Here is a 20,257-nt window from a genome sequence, read left to right on the forward strand (position 1 = left end):
CGTTACCTCAGTTTCAGCGTTGCAAGGCCGACCAGGACGAGAATCACAGTGATGATCCAGAAGCGGACGATCACGCGCGGCTCAGGCCAGCCCTTGAGTTCGAAATGGTGGTGAATCGGTGCCATGCGAAACACCCGGCGACCGGTGAGCTTGAACGAGGCCACCTGAATGACCACTGAAAGGGTCTCCATCACGAACACGCCGCCCATGATGAACAGGACGATTTCCTGGCGAACGATGACCGCCATGGTGCCCAGCGCGGCACCCAGCGCCAGCGCGCCGACGTCGCCCATGAACACCTGGGCCGGATAGGTGTTGAACCACAGGAAACCCAGGCCGGCGCCGATCAGCGCACCCGAGAACACAATCAGCTCGCCCGCGCCGGGAACGTAGGGAATCAACAGGTATTCGGCGAATTTCACGTTGCCCGACAGGTAGCAGAAAATACCCAGCGCGCCGCCGACCATGACCGTTGGCATGATTGCCAGGCCGTCCAGGCCGTCAGTGAGGTTTACCGCGTTGCTGGAGCCGACGATCACGAAGTAGGTCAGCACCACGAAACCGATACCCAATGGAATGCTGACGTCCTTGAGCATCGGCACGATCAGGGTGGTTTCGGTCGCCGATGGCGCGGTCACATAAAGAAAGATCGCCGCGCACAGGCCGAAGACCGATTGCCAGAAGTATTTCCAGCGACTCGGCAGACCTCGGGAGTTCTTCTCGATCACCTTGCGATAATCGTCGACCCAGCCGATGGCGCCGAACAGCAGGGTCACCAGCAGCACGACCCATACGTAGCGGTTGCTCAGGTCAGCCCACAGCAAGGTGCTGATGCCAATGGACGACAGGATCAGTGCGCCGCCCATGGTCGGGGTGCCCGACTTCGACAAGTGCGACTGCGGTCCGTCGTTGCGCACGGCCTGGCCGATCTGGCGCATTTGCAGGGTGCGAATCATCCACGGGCCCAGCCACAACGACAGCGTCAGGGCCGTCAGCACGCCGAGAATCCCGCGCAGGGTCAGGTACTGAAAGACCGCGAAGCCTTTGTAGAACTGTTGTAAGAACTCGGCCAACAGCAGCAGCATCAATGTTTCTCCAGGCTAGAACCGCACAGCGCCGCGACGATGTTTTCCATCGCGGCGCTGCGCGAACCCTTGATCAATAAAGTGGTGTTTGTGTCTTGTTCGCCGACCAGGGCTTCGATCAGATCGGCCTGGCTGGCGAAGTGGCGCGCATGCTCGCCGAATGCCGCGACCGCATGGGCCATCAGCGGACCGACGGCATACAGTGCCGAAACCTTGCCGGCGGCGTAGGCGCCGACGTCGCGATGGCCCTGCTCGGCCCAGTCGCCCAACTCGCCGATATCGCCCAGCACCAGCACGGTCCGGCCGGGAAAGCTGGCGAGGATGTCGACCGCGGCGTTGACCGAAGTCGGATTGGCATTGTAGGTGTCATCGATCACGCGCATGCCATGAGTGGCAATCTGCGCAACCGCACGGCCCTTGACCGGCTGCACGTTGTTCAAACCAGTGACGATACCGTCGAGGCTCACGCCCAATGCATGAGCGGCGGCGGCTGCCGCCAGCGCATTGGCGACGTTGTGCGTGCCCAGCAGGTTGAGCTGGACCGGCGCACTGCCGGCCGGGCTGTGCAGCGTGAAACCAGCGCAGCCGCGCGCGTCACGCGTCAGGTCGGTAGCGTACAGATCGGCGCTCGTGTCGCTCAGGGCAAAACTCAGCACTTTGCGCTCGCCCGCTCGGGCGCGCCATATCTCGAATGCCTTGTCGTCGCGATTGAGCACCGCTACGCCGGTGGAGCTCAGCCCCTCGATGATTTCACCCTTGGCTTCGACGATCTTGTCCGGGCCGCCAAACTCTCCGACGTGCGCGGTGCCGGCGTTGGTCAGGATCGCCACGTGAGGCTTGGCGAGACTGACCGTGAACGCGATTTCGCCTACGCGCGATGCGCCTAGCTCGATGACGGCCGCGGCGTGTTGGGGGGCCAGCTCCAGCAGGGTCAGGGGCACACCCAGCTCGTTGTTCAGGTTGCCACGGGTCGCAAGCACCGGCCCGCGCGTGCGCAGGATGCTGGCGAGCATTTCCTTGACCGTGGTCTTGCCGCTGGAACCGGTCACCGCCGCCACCGGGCGGTCGACGAAGGCGTTGCGGTTCAATGCGCCCAGCTGCGCCAGGGCCTTGCGAGTATCCAGCACGACCAATTGCGGCAGACTGACGCCCGGCACTTCGCGTTCGACCAGCGCTCCCGCCGCGCCCTTGGCGGCGACCTGCTCCAGGTATTCGTGGCCGTCGAAGCGTGGTCCGGTCAGGGCCACGAACAGTTGTCCAGGCTGGATGGCTCGGCTGTCGGTACTGACTCCGGCAAAACGGCAATCGTCACCGACCTGGGTAGCGTCGAGCGGTGCGAGCAGTCCGGAGAAAGTCATGGGTTCAAACATGGGCGGGCTCCCAGGCCGAAAGCGCTTTGGCGGCTTCTTCCAGATCGGAAAATGCCTGCCGTTCACCGTGAATTTCCTGGTAGTCCTCGTGACCCTTTCCAGCCAGAACCACGACATCGTCGGCGGCAGCGCTGGCGATCAGCTCGGCGATGGCACGACCACGGCCTTCGACGAAGCGCACTGTCGCGTGGTCGCTGAAACCGGGACGGATGTCGTCGAAAATGCGCAGTGGCGATTCAGTACGCGGATTGTCGTCGGTTACCCAGACGCCATCGGCCAGACGCTCGACCACTTCGGCCATCAGCGGGCGCTTGCCGCGGTCACGATCGCCGCCGCAGCCGAACAGACACAGCAGACGCCCCCGCGCATGCGGACGCAATGCAGTGAGCACTTGCTCCAGCGCATCGGGCGTGTGGGCGTAATCGACGACCACCAGAGGTTTGTCGGCACCACCGAGACGCTGCATGCGCCCGATCGGGCCCTCCAGCTTCGGCAGCACCTTGAGAATTTCGTCCAGGGCGTAATCCAGACCCAGCAACGCGCCCACCGCGGCCAGCACGTTGCTCAGGTTGAAGCGACCGAGCAGACGGCTGCGCAGTAGGTGCTCGCCCTGGGACGTCACCAGCGTGGCGCGCACGCCATCGTCATCGAACTTCGCATCACGGCAATACAACTTGGCGCTGCTGTCATGCAGGCTGTAGGTGATGAGCCGGGATTCTTGCTTGACGGCCGCAAGCTCGCGTCCGAAGGCGTCATCCAGGTTGATGACCCGGCAGCGCAGGTCCGGCCAGGCGAACAGTTTCGCCTTGGCGGCCGCATAGGCTTCCATCGTGCCGTGGTAGTCGAGATGATCCCGGGACAGGTTGGTCAGGACCGCGACGTCGAACGCCAGCGCCGTGGCGCGCCCCTGGTCCAGGCCGTGGGACGACACTTCCATTGCCACGGCACGTGCGTCGGCTTTTTTCAGGTCGGCCAGCGTCGCCTGCACGGAAATCGGGTCGGGCGTGGTGTGGCGACCACTTTGCAGGGCGCCGTAGAAGCCCGTGCCCAGCGTTCCGACGATACCGCAGGACTGGCCCAGCAGGTCCAGCGCCTGGGCAACCAGCTGAGTGACACTGGTTTTACCGTTGGTGCCGGTCACCCCGACCAGATTGAGGCGGCGGCTCGGATCACTATAAAAGCGACCGGCGATATGCGACAGCTGAGCCGCGAGTCCCTTGACCGGGATCAGCGGCACATCGGTAAGCGGCAGTACCGTGGCGCCCTCCGCTTCGTAGGCCACCGCGGCGGCACCACGTTGCAATGCATCGGCGATGTGCGCGCGGCCATCCAGCTGAATACCAGGCACGGCGAGAAACAGATCGCCGGGGCGAACTCTGCGGCTGTCGAGGGTCAGCTCGCGGATCAGCGGATCGCGGTCGGTGTGCGGAAAAATCTTGCTCAGGTTCAAAGTCATCACCCACGCCCTCCTTTGGCGACCGGTGTTGCGTTCACTTGTTCCTGGGGCGCGAGGTTGTCGGGTGTGACGTTCATCAACCGCAAGGTGCCAGACATGACCTTGCTGAACACCGGCGCCGACACCAGACCGCCGTAGTAACCGCCCTTGCTCGGCTCGTCGATCACCACGACGATGGCATAGCGCGGATTGCTCATCGGGCCGAAGCCTGCGAACAGCGAGCGGTAGGAATTCTCGGCATAACCCTTGGTGCCGATGGACGTCTTGCGCGCGGTACCGCTCTTGCCGGCGACGTGGTACGACGGCACGCGGGCGCGATAGACGCCGCGCGGGTCTTCGATGACCTGTTGCAGCATGCCCTGCAAGGTCTTGGCGGTGTTTTCCGGAATGGCCTGCACAGCGTCAGGCGGCGCATCGCTCTTGAGGATCGTCAGCGGCACGATGCGGCCATTGTTGGCAAGCGCGCCGTAGGCATGAACCAGTTGCAGCGCCGTCACCGAAAGACCGTAGCCGTAGGACAGGGTCGCGGTTTCCGCCTTGCGCCATTCACGGTAGTTGGGCAGGTTACCGACACGCTCGCCCGGGAAGCCCAGGCCAGTGTACTGGCCGAAGCCGACGCGCTGCATGGTGCGGAAGATGGCTTCGCCACCGACGTCGAACGCCACCTTGCTCATGCCGACGTTACTGGAGTTGATCAGAATGCCGGTCAGATCCAGGATCGGACCTTCGGTCTTGGTCACGTCACGAATGGTGTACTTGCCGATCTGCAGCGTGCCTGGGTACACCTCGACCTTGTCGGTGGGTTTCCAGCGACCGCTGTCCAGCGCCGTGGTCATGGAGATCGGTTTCATGGTCGAACCGGGTTCGAAGACGTCGATGATCGCCCGGTTGCGCATGGCCGCCGGCACCATGGTGCGACGATTGTTGGGGTTGTACGTCGGCGAGTTGACCATCGCCAGCACTTCGCCGGTTTTGACGTCCATGATCACCAGACTGCCGGCCTTGGCCTCGTTCTCGACGATGGCGTTGCGCAGTTCGCGGGTCGCCAGGTATTGCAGGCGCAGGTCAATGGACAAGGCCAGCGTCTTGCCGGCCTTGGCGTTTTTGGTGACCTGAACATCCTTGATGAGGCGTCCACGACGATCCTTGATGACCTGCCGTTTGCCCGGCACGCCCGCGAGCCAGTCGTCGTAGGCGAGCTCGACGCCTTCGCGGCCGTGATCGTCCAGGTCGGTGAAGCCCACCATGTGCGCGGTGACATCACCGGCCGGATAGAAACGCCTGAATTCCTCGATGCCGTAGACGCCCGGCACTTTCAGGTCGAGCACGGCCTGACCGTGCTCCGGGGTCAGGCCACGGACCAGATAGATGAATTCCTTGTTGGCCTGGGAATCCAGGCGCTCGGTAAAGGCCTTGAGGTCCTGTCCCAGCGCGGTGGCGAGCGCGGGCCACTTGCTCTTGTCCTGCTGCATTTCCTTGGGATTGCCCCACAGCGTGGTGACCGGCGTACTGACGGCCAGCGGCTCGCCGTTACGGTCGGTGATCAGTCCACGGTGCGCGGGAATCGGGATGTGACGCATGCTGCGCGCGTCGCCCTGCTCCTTGAGGAAGGTATGGTCGATGACCTGCAGATCGACGATTCGCCAGCAAATGGCGAGGACGAGCAGCACCAGCAGCCCGACGACTACCCGGAAGCGCCACGGATAGAGCGCGCCTTCCAGTTTCATCATGGCGCCACCATCCGGACTTCAGCGGCATTAGGAATGCGCATCTTCAGCTGCTCGGTCGCCAGGCTCTCGATCCGGCTATGGGCGGTCCAGGTGCTCTGCTCCAGGATCAGACGCCCCCACTCGGCCTGCGCCTTGTCGCGCACGCTCATTTCCGCATACAGCGAATTGAGCAGTTGGCGGTTCCAGTGGGCGCTATAGGACACGCCGATCGCCGAAACCAGAACGGCGATGAACAGCAGCAGCATGAACAGGCTGCCGCCCGGAAGCGGTTTGAGGAACAGACGGCTCACCTGAGCTTCTCCGCCACACGCATCACGGCGCTGCGCGAGCGTGGATTGGCGCGGGTTTCCTCGTCGGATGCGAAGCGGGCCTTGCCGTGGATGCGGATTTTGGGTTCGAACGCCTTGTGCTGGATCGGCAGGTTGCGCGGCATGTTGTCCGCCTCGCCCTTGGCCAGCTTGCGCATGAACAGTTTGACGATGCGGTCTTCGAGGGAATGAAAGCTGATGACCACCAGACGGCCACCGACTTCCAGCGCATCGAGCGCGGCTTCGAGGCCCGCCTCCAGATCGCCCAGTTCATTATTGACGTGAATGCGCAGCCCCTGGAAAGCGCGCGTCGCGGGATTCTTGCCCTTTTCCCAGGCCGGGTTAGCGACCTTGAGGACTTCCGCCAGATCGGCGGTGCGTTCGAACGGCTGGGTCTCGCGGCGCTGGACGACGGCGTTGGCCATGCGCTTGGCGAAACGCTCTTCGCCATATTCCTTGAATACGCGCGCTATTTCCTCGGCGGGAGCGCTGGCGATGAATTGGGCGGCACTGATCCCGCGGGACGGGTCCATGCGCATGTCCAGCGGTCCGTCATTGAGAAAGCTGAAGCCGCGCTCGGGATCATCCAGTTGCGGCGACGATACGCCCAGGTCCAGCAGAATGCCGCTGACCTTGCCTTCCAGCCCTCGCGCGCGCACTTCATCGCCCAGTTCGGCAAAGCTGCGCTGCACAATGACAAAGCGGCCGTCTTCGGCCGCCAGCGCTTGCCCCGTGGCAATCGCTTGTGGGTCTTTGTCGAACCCGAGTAATCGGCCTTGCGGACCCAGGTGATCGAGTACCAGACGACTGTGTCCGCCGCGCCCGAAAGTGCCATCGAGGTAGCAGCCATCGGCGCGCACCGCGAGAGCCTCGACGGCTTCTTCGAGCAGTACGGTGATGTGGGTAAAGCTGCTATTAGTAGTCACAGGATCAGGTCACGTAATTCGTCAGGCATCGCGCCAGGTTGTTGAATGGCAGCCAGGTCGGCTTCAGCAAGCGCGTTCCAGGCGTCCTCGTCCCACAGTTGAAACTTGTTGAGCTGGCCAACCAGCATTACGCGCTTATCCAGCCTTGCGTATTCACGCAGGCGCGGCGGCACGAGAAAACGTCCGCTGCCATCCAGCTCCAGATCGACTGCATTACCAATCAAAAGCCGCTGCAAGCGACGGTTTTCTTCCCGAAAAGTAGCGAGTTCACGCAGTTTTGCTTCGATCAGTTCCCACTCGGACAGCGGATAAAGACACAAGCAGGGGTCAACGGCATCAATAGTGACAATGAGTTGCCCGCCACTTCGCGAATCCAGCTCGTCGCGGTACCGGCTCGGCATAGCGAGACGGCCCTTTGCATCGAGGTTGATCGCGTTGGCACCACGGAACACAGGCGCATTCTCCGAATTTTATCTTCTTGCGCTAGAAAAACCCACTTCGTGCCACTTTCTGCCACTTGCGCACACTATAGGAATCCGCCCACTCCGCAGTCAAGGTACGGCCTCACGGAAAAGCCTTACATTTCGGAGATTTAGGAGCGGTATTAGAGAAGGAAAGAGAAATTAACCGCGATTCATGGGAATAAACCCCACACACCCCAGTGGCATGCGCCACGAAGTTAAAGTGATTTATTAAGTGTAAGATTTTTTTGGCATTACCAGTCGTCGTCTCCCGCACATAGCAGGAGAGAGAATAAGGAGGAGAGTCGATCTATAAGCCGGGTTCTGTCGAGGACAGTCATTCCTCTACGACGGCCATCGCTGGACGTCTTTAGCAACCTACCCGGTTCCAGCGCGGGCCACGCCTTGGAACCCTATTTGGTCTTGCTCCGAGTGGGGTTTACCTAGCCACGAACTGTTGCCAGACGTGCGGTGCGCTCTTACCGCACCTTTTCACCCTTACCGGCACCGAAGTGCTTAGGCGGTTATTTTCTGTGGCACTTTCCGTAGGCTCGCGCCTCCCAGGCGTTACCTGGCACTCCGCCCTATGGAGCCCGGACTTTCCTCCCCCCCATGTTGCAAGCAACACAAGGCAGCGACTGCCCAATCGACTCTCCGCCGCCAAGGTTAGCGGTACACGCCCTCGAGAACAAGCTTTAATAGCCGTATGACACGACGTGAGTCATTGAATTTACAGCTTATTCCCCGTTCTGCCGGTCGAGCGCGACCTGATACAGCAGGTTCTTGCGCACGCCGGTAATCTGCGCGGCAACCGCGGCGGCACGTTTGACGGGCATCTCCTCGAGCAGCAGATCCAGAATCCGGCGAGCTTCGGCGCCGACCACGTCCTCGTTTTCAGGGGCAGTCCAGCCTGCGACCAGCACCACGCACTCGCCCCGCTGCTGATTGCTGTCAGCCTCGACGAAGGCGCGCAGCTCTCCCAGGGGCAGGCCCTTGAGTGTTTCGAAAGTCTTGGTCAGCTCGCGAGCCAGCAGCGCCGGCCGCTCGGCGCCGAAAACCTGCTCCATGTCCTGCAGACATTCGAGAATGCGATGGGGCGCTTCATAGAAGATCAGGGTTCGCGGCTCTTCCTTGACCGCTTCGAGCTTCGCTTTTCGACCAGCGGACCGCGCCGGCAGAAAGCCTTCGAACATGAAACGGTCCGAGGGCAACCCGGCCGCCGAAAGGGCCGCAATCAGCGCGCAGGCACCCGGCACGGGAATGACCTGAATACCCGCGGCGCGCGCCTGGCGCACCAGGTGGTAGCCGGGATCGGAGATCAACGGCGTACCGGCATCGGAAATCAGTGCAATGTCGTCGCCCGCCAGCAGCCTCGTGATGAAACGGCTGCCTTCATCACGTTCGTTATGCTCATGACAGGCGGCCAATGGCGTCCCGATCCCGAAATGCTGCATCAGGCGCGCCGAATGCCGGGTGTCTTCCGCAGCGATCAGCGCGACCTCGCGCAACACTTTCAAGGCACGCACGCTCATGTCGTCCAGGTTGCCGATAGGCGTCGCCACCACATAAAGCGAGCCGGGAGTGGAATTCGAAGCAACCGGGGCAGTCAAAGCGCAGACCTCATGTTCGTGGATTCTGATGTCTCAAAAGACGGCATTGTACAGACTGCGGGCACGACAAACGGCCCGGACCGAGAGCGAAGTCATAAAAAGGAACGACAGGCATGCTTCAATTCCCGTCGTGGTCGTTCCCGCAAGACCCGGTGTCGCCGGGCGCTCGATAAGCCGGCGGCACCATTTGCATCACAGTTTAAGAACACCTTCGAAGTCGCGCCCTGGCCAGTGCTTGGGTACAATTCCCCGCTAATTTGCTTGAGTATCAGGAACACACACATGATCGCTTGCCTGCGGCTGTTCTCTGCCCTCTGCCTCGCTGCCTTGCTTGCAGCCTGCGCCAGCTCGCCCTCCTCCAGTCTTGGCGAACTGCCTCGCACTCCCAACGCCAGCATCGAGCAACTGCTGGATCAGGCCGCGGCCGCCAAGACTCCCGAGGAGGCCGCCACATTGCGCCTGAGCGCGGCGGATCTGGCCAACCGGCAGAACGATGCAGGCCGTGCCGCGCAGATTCTGGGTCAGGTTCAGATCGATCAGCTCAAGCCGGGGCTACAAGTGTTCGCCAGCACGCTCTCCGCCGAGCTGGCGCTGGGCCGCAATCAGCCCAAGGCCGCACTGACCGCCTTGAATCATCCGAGCATGCAACGCCTGGGCGAACTGTCCGTCGAACAGCAAGTACGCACCCATACGGTCAAAGCTCGTGCGCTGGAGGCCGATGGCCAGACGCTGGCCGCCGTGAGCGAACGCGTTTACGCCGGCCCCTTGCTGCAAGGCCCAGATGCGCTGGCGAACAACGATGCCATCTGGGCACTGGTCGCGGCATTGCCGGCTGATCAACTGCAAAGCACGGCCAATGACGACATGGGCGGATGGCTGAATCTGGCACGCTCGATCAAAGGCGCCGGCACGCTGGAACAGCAGCAGGCCGCGATCGACTCATGGAAAGCGCAGCATCCGCAGCATCCGGCAGCCCTGCAGCTGCCCACTACCCTGGCTCAGCTGCGCGCTCTGACCAGCGAGCCGCTGACCAAAATCGCCCTGCTCCTGCCGCAGGAAGGCCAGTTGGCGTCCGTCGCCAAGGCTCTGCGCGAAGGCTTCATGGCCGCGCACTTCCAGGCTCAACAGGCCGGCCAGAATCCGCCCGCGATCCAAGTGTTCGACAGTTCGCGCCTGACTTCGATGGACGAGTTCTACAATCAGGCCAAGGCTGCCGGCGTACAGCTGGTAGTCGGTCCGCTGGAAAAGAATCTGGTCAAACAGCTGAGTAGCCGCGAACAGCTGCCGATCACCACGCTTGCGCTCAACTACAGCGATGCCGGCAGCGAAGGCCCGGCGCAACTGTTCCAGTTCGGCCTGGCCGCCGAAGACGAAGCCCGTGAAGTGGCGCGTCGTGCCTGGGCCGATGGCAAGCGCAGCGCGGTCGCCATGGTGCCGAAAGGCGAATGGGGCGACCGCGTCCTGGAGGCCTTCCGCCAGAGCTGGCAGGCCAAGGGCGGTACCCTGATCGCCGCCGAACACGTCGACCAGCCGGTCGAGCTCGCCCAGCAGGTGGCCGACCTGTTCCAGCTGCGCAAGAGCGAAGGCCGTGCCCAGCGGGTGCAGAGCACTGTCGGCAGCCAGGTTGCCGCGCAGCCGGCGCGCCGTCAGGACATCGACTTCATGTTCCTGGCCGCGACCCCGCAGCAGGCGCAACAGATCAAACCGACCATGGTCTTCCAGTACGCGGGCGACGTGCCTGTCTACGCGACCTCGCACCTGTTCACCAACAGCAACGACCGCGCTCAGTACATGGACCTGAACGGCGTGCGTTTCTGCGAAACCCCATGGCTGCTGGACGCCAACGACCCGCTGCGTCAGCAGGTCACTGCGCAGTGGCCGCAGGCCTCGGGCACGCTGGGCCGCCTGTACGCGATGGGCATCGATGCCTTCCGTCTGGCGCCTCGCCTGACTCAGCTCAAGGCGCTGCCGGAAAGCCGCATCGAAGGTCTGTCCGGCAGCCTGAGCATGAGCCCGAGCCGTCGCGTGGAGCGCCAGTTGCCCTGGGCCGAGTTCGTCAACGGCCAGATCCAGCGCCTGCCCGACACCGCGCCTTGAGGCAGACCGGCACCCGCCAGCAGGCAGGGCGCGAGGCGGAAGCCTGTGCCCTGCAGCACCTGCAACGGCAAGGTCTGCAGCTGATTACGCAGAACTGGTCGTGCAGACGCGGTGAACTCGATCTAGTCATGCTTGAGGGCGATACAGTAGTATTCGTCGAAGTTCGCTACCGACGGCAGTCCGGCTGGGGTAGCGCGATGGAAAGCGTCGATTTTCGCAAGCAGGAGCGGCTGGTCATGGCCGCTCAGTCGTTTTTACAGCAGGAATCACAATGGGCCGGGCACCCCTGTCGTTTCGACGTGATCGCGCTCGAGGGAAACCCGCGCGACACCGCTCCACTGAACTGGATCAAGAACGCTTTCGACAGTTGAGTCATGCCAGCGATGCCCCAGGCACAGCCAGCACCCAGGCGACGCCCTCCACACCCGATTCAGCTATTTGTTCAAGGCAGGCCGCGCCATCCGAGCGCCGGGCAGTGTCCGCAAAACGGACGTCCCGACCAGCCGCTGTACGCTCTCATTAAGGTCACATTGATGGACATGCAATCCCGAATCCGCCGGCTCTTCCAGGCCAGCATCGACACCAAGCAGCAGGCGATGGAAGTCCTTGCGCCCTTTATCGAGCAGGCCAGCCAGGTCATGGTCAATGCCTTGCTCAATGAAGGAAAGATGCTGGCTTGCGGCAACGGCGGTTCTGCCGGGGACGCCCAGCACTTCTCGTCGGAAATGCTCAATCGCTTCGAGCGTGAGCGCCCGAGCCTGCCGGCCATCGCCCTGACCACCGACACCTCGACCATCACTTCGATCGCCAACGATTACAGCTACAACGAGGTGTTTTCCAAACAGATCCGCGCCCTGGGCCAGCCGGGCGATGTACTGCTGGCGATTTCTACCAGCGGTAATTCGGCGAACATCATTCAGGCGATCCAGGCCGCACATGATCGCGAAATGATTGTCGTAGCTTTGACGGGACGCGACGGCGGAGGCATGGCCTCGCTGCTGCTGCCCGAGGACGTGGAAATCCGCGTGCCGGCCAATGTCACCGCACGCATACAAGAAGTTCATCTGCTGGCGATCCATTGCCTTTGCGATCTGATCGACAGCCAACTGTTCGGGAGTGAAGAATGACCCTCAATCGTCTCAGTCTGGTCGTCCTGACCCTGTGCCTGGGTTTCAGCGGCTGCAGCTCGGTACTGACGGCAACGCGTGACAAGCCGATCGAAGACGACCGTGGTACACGGACCTTCGGCAGCAAGATCGACGATTCGCTGATCGAGACCAAGGCCGCGGTGAATATTTCCAAGGCGCATGCTGATCTGGCCGAAGGCTCACACATCGTTGTCACTAGCTACAACGGCATCGTATTGCTGGCAGGCCAGACGCCTCGCGCCGATCTCAAGGCCATGGCCGAGCAGGCCGCCAGCTCCGTGCAACGGGTCAAGAAGGTCAACAACGAGCTTCAGGTGATGGCGCCGTCATCCCTGCTGGCGCGTAACAACGACGCCTGGCTGACCACCAAGATCAAGACGCAGATGCTGGCCGACAATTCCATTCCAGGATCGCGCATCAAGGTTGTCACCGAGAACGGCATCGTTTTCCTGCTGGGCCTGGTCACTCAGGATGAAGCCAATCGGGCGACCAGCCTGGTGCAAGGCGTGTCGGGCGTACAGAAGATCGTGAAGCTGTTCGAGTACATCGACTGATCCGGAAAGGCAGGCATTAAAAAAGGCGATCCAACCGGATCGCCTTTTTTTTCATTTCACCACTTTCAGGCTGGGCCGCCCGCTGGGGCGCGGTGGCTCGCTGTCCGGTGGCGGAACTTCATCTTCGAATTCGATCTCCTCGTCCTCGCCCATGGGCGCTTCGAGATCGAAGACCATTCCCTGGCCGTTCTCACGGGCGTAGATGCCCAGGATGGCGGGCACGGGCACGTACAACGAGTGCGGGACGCCGCCGAAGCGGCCTTCGAAACTGACCGCTTCGTTGTCCATGTGCAGATGGCGCACGGCGCTTGGCGAAACGTTCAGGACAATCTGCCCATCATTGGCGAATCCTTGAGGGACCTGCACGGATGGGTATTCGGCATTTACCAGTACATGCGGAGTGCAATCGTTATCGACGATCCACTCATAAAGGGCACGAACCAGATAAGGGCGACTGGAGTTCATCAACGGCTCCTCAAGCCTTAGCGCATTTCACGTTCAGCGGCAGACAGACTCAGCTGAAAGGCTTCACGCGCAAAGTGGCGCTCCATGTAATCGAGCAGCGGCTTGGCGGACCGCGGCAATTCAATACCCAGAACCGGCAAACGCCAGAGTATGGGCAGTAGACAGCAATCGACGAGACTTTGCTCGTCACTCAGGAAAAAAGGTTTGTCCGCGAACAGCGGAGAAACCCCGGTGAGGCTTTCGCGCAATTCCTTGCGCGCCTGCTCACGGGCAGCCTGAGTGGTGCGCGAATCCAGAATCAGATCCACCTGACCACACCAGTCGCGCTGGATGCGGTGCATCAGCAGCCGGGTATTGCCCCGGGCCACCGGATAGACCGGCATCAGCGGCGGATGCGGATAACGCTCATCCAGATATTCCATGACCACGGTGGACTCGTACAACGCCAGGTCGCGATCGACCAGGGTCGGCACGCTGCCATAGGGGTTCACCTCCATGAGCGGAGCGGGTTGTCGCCCTGCGGCCACGTCGATGATCTCGGCGCTGACACCTTTCTCGGCGAGCACAAGGCGCACGCGGTGGGAATAGTGGTCGGCGGGGTCGGAGTAACAGGCCAACCGGTTGGTCACGCCCATGGCGATCCTCCTCGCTTGTTGAAATTTATCGAACACACAGACAAAAAGCGCCCCAGTGGCGCTTTCGATCACCCATAAATCAGGCAGGCATTCGTCGCGGGCGACAAGATAGCTCATTTACGCGATATAAATGTGCAATCTTGCGCCGCTATTCTATCCGCACTGCGTATGGGTGCTCATCGAAACGTCGCTGGAGCGCTTGTCGAACGGCTGTGCTGGTCGTTCAGTGCACGTCCTTCCAGTATTCACGCTTGAGCAGATAAGCGAATATGAAGAAGACTGCCAGATACAACAGCACGTAAGTACCGATTCGCTGGTGCTGCAGTTTAACCGGATTGGCGGAATAGGCGAGAAAGGTCACCAGATTCTTGATCTTCTCATCGAATTGTTCCTCGTTGAGGCTGCCAGTGCCCGGCACGATGGTCAGTTGATCGCACGCCTCGTGAGTCAGTGGCGCGCCGGTCAGCGGGTCGTACTGTTTCTTTCCATCCTCGACCACCTGCACCTGCTTGCAGCCGACCACCTGGCGCCCTTGCAACCCGACCAGGACGTTGGGCATGCCCACGTTCGGGAAGACCTTGTTATTGACCCCCCAAGGACGGGCGGGGTCCTCATAGAACGAGCGCAGATAGCCGTAGAGCCAGTCGGTGCCACGCACCCTCGCCACCAGGGTCAGATCCGGCGGCGCGGCGCCAAACCAGGTCTTGGCATCGCTCGACTGCATCCCGATGTTCATGTGGTCACCGATCTTGGCGCCGGAGAACACCAGCTTTTCCAGCATCAGCTCATGGGGGATTTCCAGATCATCCGCCACCCGCTCGTAGCGCTGGTATTTTGCGCTGTGACAGCCCATGCAATAGTTGACGAAGGTCCGCGCCCCATCCTGCATGGCGGCCTTGTCCGCGACGTCGATGTCCACACTTTCCAGCTCAGTCCCGTGTTCGGCTGAGAAAGCGAAGACCGGCAGGACTGCGAGAAGCCATACAACCAGTAACTTTTTCATCAGCCAGTCACCCTGTCTGGAACCGGTTTGGTCTTCTCCAGCCGGGTATAGAACGGCATCAGAATGAAGTAGGAGAAGTAGAGGAAGGTGCAGACCTGGGACAGCAGAGTGCGCCCCGGCGTGGGTGCCAGGACACCCAGCACGCCCAGCGTGACGAATGCGATGCAGAACACCAGCAACCAGATCTTGCTGATCCAGCCTTTGTAGCGCATGGACCTGACCGGGCTACGATCCAGCCACGGCAGCACGAACAGCACCGCGATGGCGGCACCCATCGCCATGACCCCCATGAGCTTGTCCGGGATGGCCCGCAGGATTGCGTAGAACGGAGTGAAGTACCAGACCGGAGCAATATGTTCAGGCGTCTTGAACGCGTTGGCCGCTTCGAAGTTCGGTTTTTCCAGGAAGTAACCGCCCATCTCCGGAAAGAAGAACACGATGGTGCAGAACACGAACAGGAAGACCGCGACGCCGACAATGTCCTTGACGGTGTAATAGGGATGAAACGGGATACCGTCCAGCGGCTTGCCGTTCTCGTCCTTGCGCTTCTTGATATCGATACCGTCGGGATTGTTCGACCCCACCTCGTGCAGTGCCAGGATATGCAGGACCACCAGTCCGAGAATCACGATCGGCAATGCCACGACATGCAAGGCGAAGAACCGGTTGAGCGTAATGCCGGAGATCAGATAGTCGCCGCGAATCCACTGGGTAAGGTCGTCGCCTATCACCGGAATCGCACCGAACAGCGAGATGATCACCTGCGCGCCCCAATAGGACATCTGCCCCCATGGCAGCAGATACCCCATGAACGCCTCGGCCATCAGTGCCAGGTAGATCAACATGCCGAATACCCAGACGAGTTCCCGCGGCTTCTGGTACGAGCCGTACAGCAACCCCCGGAACATGTGCATGTAAACCACAATGAAGAACGCCGAGGCACCTGTCGAATGCAGCAGGCGCAGAATCGAACCGTACTCCACGTCACGCATGATGTATTCCACCGATGCGAAGGCCTCTTCCGCTGTCGGCGTATAACTCATGGTCAACCACACCCCGGTCAATATCTGATTGACCAGTACCAGCAGGGCCAGGGAGCCGAAGTAGTAGAGGAAATTGAAGTTGCGAGGCGCGTAATATTTGCTGAGGTGGTCTTCCCACATTTTGCTGGCGGGGAAGCGGGCGTCTACCCAATCCATGAACTTGCTCATCACGCACCCTCCTGATCGACACCAATGACGATGACACTGTCCGACTCGTAGGAATGCGGCGGCACTGGCAGATTCAGAGGCGCGGGCTGTGCCTTGTAGACCCGGCCGGCCAGGTCGTAATGAGAGCCGTGACATGGACAGAAATAGCCGCCGACCCAGTCCTTGCCAAGGTCGGCGGGCGCAACTTCAGGACGGAAGGTCGGCGAGCAGCCGAGGTGGGTGCAGATGCCCACCAGCAGCAGGATCTCCGGCTTGATCGAGCGCAGCGCCGGATCTACGTAATCGGGCTGAACGGAGGCTTTGGATTCGGGATCGGCAAGCTGTACCGTGACCTTGCCGAGGTTGTCCAGAATTTCCTGGGTACGACGAACGATGAACACCGGCTGGCCGCGCCACTCAGCCACCATCTGCTGCCCGGCTTCGATCTTGCTGATATTGACCTTGACCGGCGCCCCGGCCGCCTTGGCCTTGGCACTGGGAAACCAGGACCCCACGAACGGGACCGCCGCCCCCACCGCTCCCGCAGCGCCCACTATCGAAGTGGTTGCCACCAGAAAGCGACGCCGGCCTGCATTCACGCCGTCATTGCTCATTCCGCCCTCTCCCATCCGCTAAGTGGCCTGTTCGAACAGGCGTCTGCTACTAACAATCTAGCTGTTATAAATTTCGCCGGATGGTAATTGAAAAACCCTTCTCCGAACAAGGTCATAAGACCTCACGAAAAGTAGGAAAGCTTGTAAACCGGGGCTTCCAGCCGTGAGTCACGTTGTCACACATAATTTACAGGCATAAAAAAACGCCCAGCTCCGGAGGAGATGGGCGTTCTTCTGGAACGAAGAGCGAATTAACGCTTCGAGTACTGCGGACGCTTACGCGCTTTACGCAGACCGACTTTCTTACGTTCAACTTCACGGGCGTCACGAGTGACGTAGCCCGCTTTACGCAGCGCGCTGCGCAGAGTCTCGTCGTACTGCATCAGAGCGCGAGTGATGCCGTGGCGGATTGCGCCAGCCTGACCACTTACGCCGCCACCGATAACGGTGACGTAGATGTCGAACTTCTCAACGGTTTCGGTCAGTTCCAGCGGCTGACGAACTACCATGCGGGCAGTTTCACGGCCGAAGAAAACGTCCAGAGAACGGTTGTTGATCGAGATGTTACCAGTGCCCGGACGCAGGAAAACGCGTGCGGTTGCGGTCTTGCGACGGCCAGTGCCGTAATTTTGAGTCGCCGACATAGTGAACTATTCCGTTAAAACTTCAGTTCTTGGGGCTGCTGAGCAGTATGAGGGTGTACAGCGCCCGCATAGACTTTCAGCTTACGATACATGTCGCGACCCAGCGGGTTCTTAGGCAGCATGCCTTTGACCGCGGTCTCGATCACGCGCTCAGGAGCTTTGTCGATCAGCTTTTCGAAGTTGATCGATTTGATCCCGCCCGGAAAACCGGAGTGAGAGTAGTAAATCTTGTCGGAAGCTTTGGCACCAGTCACACGGATCTGCTCGGCGTTGATAACGACGATGTAATCGCCAGTATCGACGTGAGGAGTGTATTCCGGCTTGTGCTTGCCACGCAGACGGCTCGCGATTTCGGTGGCCAGACGACCCAGGGTCTGACCAGCAGCGTCGACGACGAACCAGTCGCGCTTAACTGTTTCCGGTTTAGCAGTAAAAGTTTTCATTCTTTATAGCCTCAGGGGCCGCCTGAAAATGAGACGGCGGATCTTACTGAATAGTGCGTACTTTGACAAGTCAAAGGCAGCCGGAAACAGACGCTATCGGGGGCTCGGGTCAGCGCGTCCGTTATACGGCAAGATTCTTCGGCAGACGGCGCATCACTTCCACTGCAAAGAGCTGGCGGATTATACAGGCTCGGGAGATATCCTCAACCCCGAATCGCCGACTTCATGCTTTGTCATCAGAAGGAGGCTGGACAGCCCTGGCGAAACATAAGACGATCCAGCCGTTGCCTGACCAATAAACCCTATAAGAATAAAGAACATGCTCAATCAACCCTCCGCGCCCCTGCGGCGTGTAAACATTCTGGCGACCGACAATGTGTTCGCCTCGACCCTCATGCAGGCCAAGGACTTCTTCCACCTCGCCAGCCTGCGTTACAGCAAACAGCTGGGGCACGGCCTGGTGCCGGCCTTCGAGACCCGACTGGTCAGCCCGGACGGAGGCCCGGTCGGCAGTTTCAGCGCTGTCACCCTGCCCGTCGACGGCGAACTGGGCGCCTCGGACATCATCGTGATTCCGGCCTTCTGGGATGATTTCGACGGGCTATGCCAGCGCTATCCGCAGATCGTTCCCTGGCTTCGCGAGCAGCATGCCAACGGCGCGGTGCTGTGCGCCGAGGCAACCGGGGTGTTCTGGCTGGCCGAGGCAGGTCTGCTGGACGGCAAGGAAGCCACTACCTACTGGCGCTTCTTCAATGCATTCGCCGAACGCTATCCGAACGTCCTTTTGAACCAGGAGAAACATCTGACCGACGCAGAAAACCTGTACTGCGCCGGCGGCACTACATCGGCCTGCGATCTGTACATTTACCTGATCGAGCGCTTTTGCGGAGCCAGCGTCGCCCAGGCTGTGGCCCGCGACATTCTCTATGAGGTACGGCGCAACTACTCGCCAGGGAGAATCGGCTTTGGCGGTCAGAAGCTGCATCAGGACGTGATCATCTTGCAGATTCAGCACTGGCTCGAAGATCATTTCGCGGACAAGTTCCGCTTCGAGGACGTGGCCCGGGAGCACGGCATGAGCATTCGCAACTTCATGCGCCGCTTCCAGACCGCGACGGGCGACAAGCCGCTGCACTACCTGCAACGGCTGCGGATCGAAACCGCCAAGGGCCTGTTATCCGGCACGCGCAAGAGCATCAAGACCATCAGTTACGAGGTGGGTTACGACGATGCCAGCTTCTTCGCCCGGCTGTTTCGCCAGCACACCACCCTGTCGCCGAACCAGTACCGGCAGCAGTTTCAGCAGGCGGCATGAGACACCCGTCGCAGGAGCGCGCTTGCCCGCGACACATCTTAGTCGCGGGCAAGCGCGCTCCTACGGTGGATATCATGGTCAGGGCTTGTGCGCCCGCGCCAGGAACTCGTGGGACTGCATTTCCAGGAGACGGCTCAGGGTGCGCTGGAATTCGAACATCAGGCGGCCGCCCGTGTACAAGTCCTTGAGCTCCACTTCGGCGGAAATGATCAGCTTGACGTTGCGGTCGTAGAACTCGTCGACCATGTTGATGAAACGGCGAGCGATGTCGTCGGTAGCGACGTTCATCTGCTCCACGCCACTGAGCAGCACGGCGTGAAAGATCTTGCCCAGTTCGATGTAGTCGTTCTGGCTGCGCGGGCCGTCGCAGAGCTCGCGGAAATCGAACCAGGCCACGTCGTCGCAGGTTCGCAGCGCGCGGATTTCCCGGTTCTCGATGATCAGCACATCGTTTTCGATGGTCTTGGCGCACTCGGGCGTCAACGCCTTGAAACTCTTGCGCATGCTCTCCTGCGCCGCTTCGTTGAGCGGGAAATGGAACAGTTCCGCCTGTTCCAGATGACGCAAGCGATAGTCCACGCCGCTGTCGACGTTGACAATGTCGGTGTTCTGCTTGATCAGTGCAATGGCCGGCAGGAAACGCGCCCGCTGCAGGCCGTCCTTGTACAGGCCGTCCGGCACGATGTTGGACGTCGCGACCAGGGTCACCCCGTTCTTGAACAGCTCCTCCATCAAGGTGCCGAGGATCATCGCATCGGTGATGTCGGAGACGAAGAACTCGTCGAAGCAGATCACCCGCGCCTCATCGGAAAACCGTTTGGCGATGATGGTCAGCGGGTTCTTTTCGCCCTTGAGGGTCTTCATCTCTTCGTGCACACGCTTCATGAAGCGGTGGAAGTGCGTACGCACTTTCTGCTCGAACGGCAGCGCATCGAAGAATGTATCGACCAGGTAGGTCTTGCCACGGCCGACGCCGCCCCAGAAATACAATCCCTTGACCAGGGTCGGTTCTTTCTTGCCGAACAGCTTGCCGAACAGGCCCGGCTTGCTGTCGCTCGCCGCTACCAGATCGTCATACAGGCGTTGCAGATGACGCACAGCGTTTTCCTGCGCGGCATCGTGAAAGAAGTCCGGACGTTTCAGATCAGCTTGATATCGTTCTAAGGGCGTCATATTCGTTAGCAAAGCAACAAAAACGGGCCG

Annotated in this window: 21 protein-coding genes and 1 other RNA gene; 5 read left to right on the plus strand and 17 right to left on the minus strand. The window is 60.8% G+C overall.

All coding sequences use genetic code 11. The features are described 5' to 3' along the window. Positions 1-2: 2 nt before the first annotated feature. From mraY to rsmI, 9 genes are all read right to left on the minus strand, one after another. Positions 3-1,085, minus strand: coding sequence for a phospho-N-acetylmuramoyl-pentapeptide-transferase (gene mraY / locus TRP66_RS09930; RefSeq protein ID WP_333401460.1), 1,083 nt, complete (start codon positions 1,083-1,085; stop codon positions 3-5). Then, entirely contained in the window at positions 1,085-2,455 is a 1,371-nt protein-coding gene (locus TRP66_RS09935) for a UDP-N-acetylmuramoyl-tripeptide--D-alanyl-D-alanine ligase (protein WP_333401461.1), read from the minus strand. The genes mraY and TRP66_RS09935 overlap by 1 nt, the downstream gene beginning before the upstream one ends. Further along, positions 2,448-3,911, minus strand: a complete 1,464-nt coding sequence (locus TRP66_RS09940; RefSeq protein WP_333401462.1) for a UDP-N-acetylmuramoyl-L-alanyl-D-glutamate--2,6-diaminopimelate ligase — start codon at positions 3,909-3,911, stop codon at positions 2,448-2,450. Before TRP66_RS09940 ends, TRP66_RS09935 begins: the two co-directional genes overlap by 8 nt. Next, the gene (locus TRP66_RS09945; protein ID WP_333401753.1) at positions 3,911-5,638 is read right to left on the minus strand and encodes a peptidoglycan D,D-transpeptidase FtsI family protein; all 1,728 of its coding nucleotides are present in this window, start codon (positions 5,636-5,638) and stop codon (positions 3,911-3,913) included. The genes TRP66_RS09940 and TRP66_RS09945 overlap by 1 nt, the downstream gene beginning before the upstream one ends. Further along, positions 5,638-5,931 carry a cell division protein FtsL gene (gene ftsL / locus TRP66_RS09950; protein WP_333401463.1) on the minus strand — a complete coding sequence of 98 codons (294 nt, stop codon included), beginning with the start codon at positions 5,929-5,931 and terminating at the stop codon, positions 5,638-5,640. Before ftsL ends, TRP66_RS09945 begins: the two co-directional genes overlap by 1 nt. Then, complete coding sequence (rsmH, locus tag TRP66_RS09955; RefSeq protein ID WP_333401464.1) at positions 5,928-6,875, minus strand: 16S rRNA (cytosine(1402)-N(4))-methyltransferase RsmH; 948 nt, start codon at positions 6,873-6,875, stop codon at positions 5,928-5,930. The genes ftsL and rsmH overlap by 4 nt, the downstream gene beginning before the upstream one ends. Then, positions 6,872-7,327 carry a division/cell wall cluster transcriptional repressor MraZ gene (mraZ, locus tag TRP66_RS09960; RefSeq protein ID WP_333401465.1) on the minus strand — a complete coding sequence of 152 codons (456 nt, stop codon included), beginning with the start codon at positions 7,325-7,327 and terminating at the stop codon, positions 6,872-6,874. Before mraZ ends, rsmH begins: the two co-directional genes overlap by 4 nt. A 306-nt stretch (positions 7,328-7,633) precedes the next feature. Continuing rightward, positions 7,634-7,990, minus strand: an RNA gene (gene rnpB / locus TRP66_RS09965) — RNase P RNA component class A. 83 nt (positions 7,991-8,073) lie between these two features. Continuing rightward, complete coding sequence (gene rsmI, locus TRP66_RS09970; RefSeq protein WP_333401466.1) at positions 8,074-8,946, minus strand: 16S rRNA (cytidine(1402)-2'-O)-methyltransferase; 873 nt, start codon at positions 8,944-8,946, stop codon at positions 8,074-8,076. A gap of 282 nt (positions 8,947-9,228) precedes the next feature. On the opposite strand from rsmI, the gene TRP66_RS09975 reads away from it, so the two are divergent. The 4 genes from TRP66_RS09975 (at position 9,229) to TRP66_RS09990 (ending at position 12,745) form a co-directional block, all read left to right on the plus strand. Further along, the gene (locus tag TRP66_RS09975) at positions 9,229-11,043 is read left to right on the plus strand and encodes a penicillin-binding protein activator (RefSeq protein WP_333401467.1); all 1,815 of its coding nucleotides are present in this window, start codon (positions 9,229-9,231) and stop codon (positions 11,041-11,043) included. Then, on the plus strand, positions 11,040-11,414 hold the full coding sequence (locus TRP66_RS09980) for a YraN family protein (protein ID WP_333401468.1): 375 nt from the start codon (positions 11,040-11,042) through the stop codon (positions 11,412-11,414). The genes TRP66_RS09975 and TRP66_RS09980 overlap by 4 nt, the downstream gene beginning before the upstream one ends. Positions 11,415-11,576: 162 nt before the next feature. After that, positions 11,577-12,170, plus strand: a complete 594-nt coding sequence (locus tag TRP66_RS09985) for a phosphoheptose isomerase (protein ID WP_333401469.1) — start codon at positions 11,577-11,579, stop codon at positions 12,168-12,170. Further along, positions 12,167-12,745, plus strand: a complete 579-nt coding sequence (locus TRP66_RS09990; protein ID WP_333401470.1) for a BON domain-containing protein — start codon at positions 12,167-12,169, stop codon at positions 12,743-12,745. The genes TRP66_RS09985 and TRP66_RS09990 overlap by 4 nt, the downstream gene beginning before the upstream one ends. Positions 12,746-12,796: 51 nt before the next feature. Here TRP66_RS09990 and TRP66_RS09995 read toward each other — a convergent pair whose 3' ends face one another. From TRP66_RS09995 to rplM, 7 genes are all read right to left on the minus strand, one after another. Then, positions 12,797-13,210, minus strand: coding sequence for a ClpXP protease specificity-enhancing factor (locus TRP66_RS09995; RefSeq protein WP_333401471.1), 414 nt, complete (start codon positions 13,208-13,210; stop codon positions 12,797-12,799). Between the two features lie 17 nt (positions 13,211-13,227). After that, positions 13,228-13,845 (minus strand): glutathione S-transferase N-terminal domain-containing protein, encoded by a 618-nt coding sequence (locus TRP66_RS10000; protein WP_333401472.1) that lies wholly within the window; start codon positions 13,843-13,845, stop codon positions 13,228-13,230. A gap of 223 nt (positions 13,846-14,068) precedes the next feature. After that, positions 14,069-14,848, minus strand: a complete 780-nt coding sequence (locus TRP66_RS10005) for a cytochrome c1 (RefSeq protein ID WP_333401473.1) — start codon at positions 14,846-14,848, stop codon at positions 14,069-14,071. After that, positions 14,848-16,059, minus strand: coding sequence for a cytochrome b (locus tag TRP66_RS10010; protein WP_333401474.1), 1,212 nt, complete (start codon positions 16,057-16,059; stop codon positions 14,848-14,850). Before TRP66_RS10010 ends, TRP66_RS10005 begins: the two co-directional genes overlap by 1 nt. After that, a complete protein-coding gene (gene petA, locus TRP66_RS10015) occupies positions 16,059-16,652 on the minus strand; it encodes a ubiquinol-cytochrome c reductase iron-sulfur subunit (RefSeq protein ID WP_333401475.1) in 594 nt (197 codons plus the stop codon). Before petA ends, TRP66_RS10010 begins: the two co-directional genes overlap by 1 nt. A gap of 251 nt (positions 16,653-16,903) precedes the next feature. After that, a complete protein-coding gene (rpsI, locus tag TRP66_RS10020) occupies positions 16,904-17,296 on the minus strand; it encodes a 30S ribosomal protein S9 (protein ID WP_025261753.1) in 393 nt (130 codons plus the stop codon). A gap of 14 nt (positions 17,297-17,310) precedes the next feature. Further along, positions 17,311-17,739 carry a 50S ribosomal protein L13 gene (gene rplM, locus TRP66_RS10025; RefSeq protein WP_025261754.1) on the minus strand — a complete coding sequence of 143 codons (429 nt, stop codon included), beginning with the start codon at positions 17,737-17,739 and terminating at the stop codon, positions 17,311-17,313. 394 nt (positions 17,740-18,133) lie between these two features. Between rplM and TRP66_RS10030 the strand changes: the two genes are divergently transcribed. Continuing rightward, entirely contained in the window at positions 18,134-19,054 is a 921-nt protein-coding gene (locus TRP66_RS10030; RefSeq protein ID WP_333401754.1) for a GlxA family transcriptional regulator, read from the plus strand. A 78-nt stretch (positions 19,055-19,132) separates the two neighbouring features. Here the strand turns inward: TRP66_RS10030 and zapE are convergent, their stop codons facing one another. Next, a complete protein-coding gene (gene zapE / locus TRP66_RS10035) occupies positions 19,133-20,227 on the minus strand; it encodes a cell division protein ZapE (RefSeq protein WP_333401476.1) in 1,095 nt (364 codons plus the stop codon). Positions 20,228-20,257 lie beyond the last annotated feature (30 nt).

The sequence above is a fragment of the Pseudomonas sp. JDS28PS106 genome, from assembly GCF_036706555.1.
Lineage (GTDB): Bacteria > Pseudomonadota > Gammaproteobacteria > Pseudomonadales > Pseudomonadaceae > Aquipseudomonas.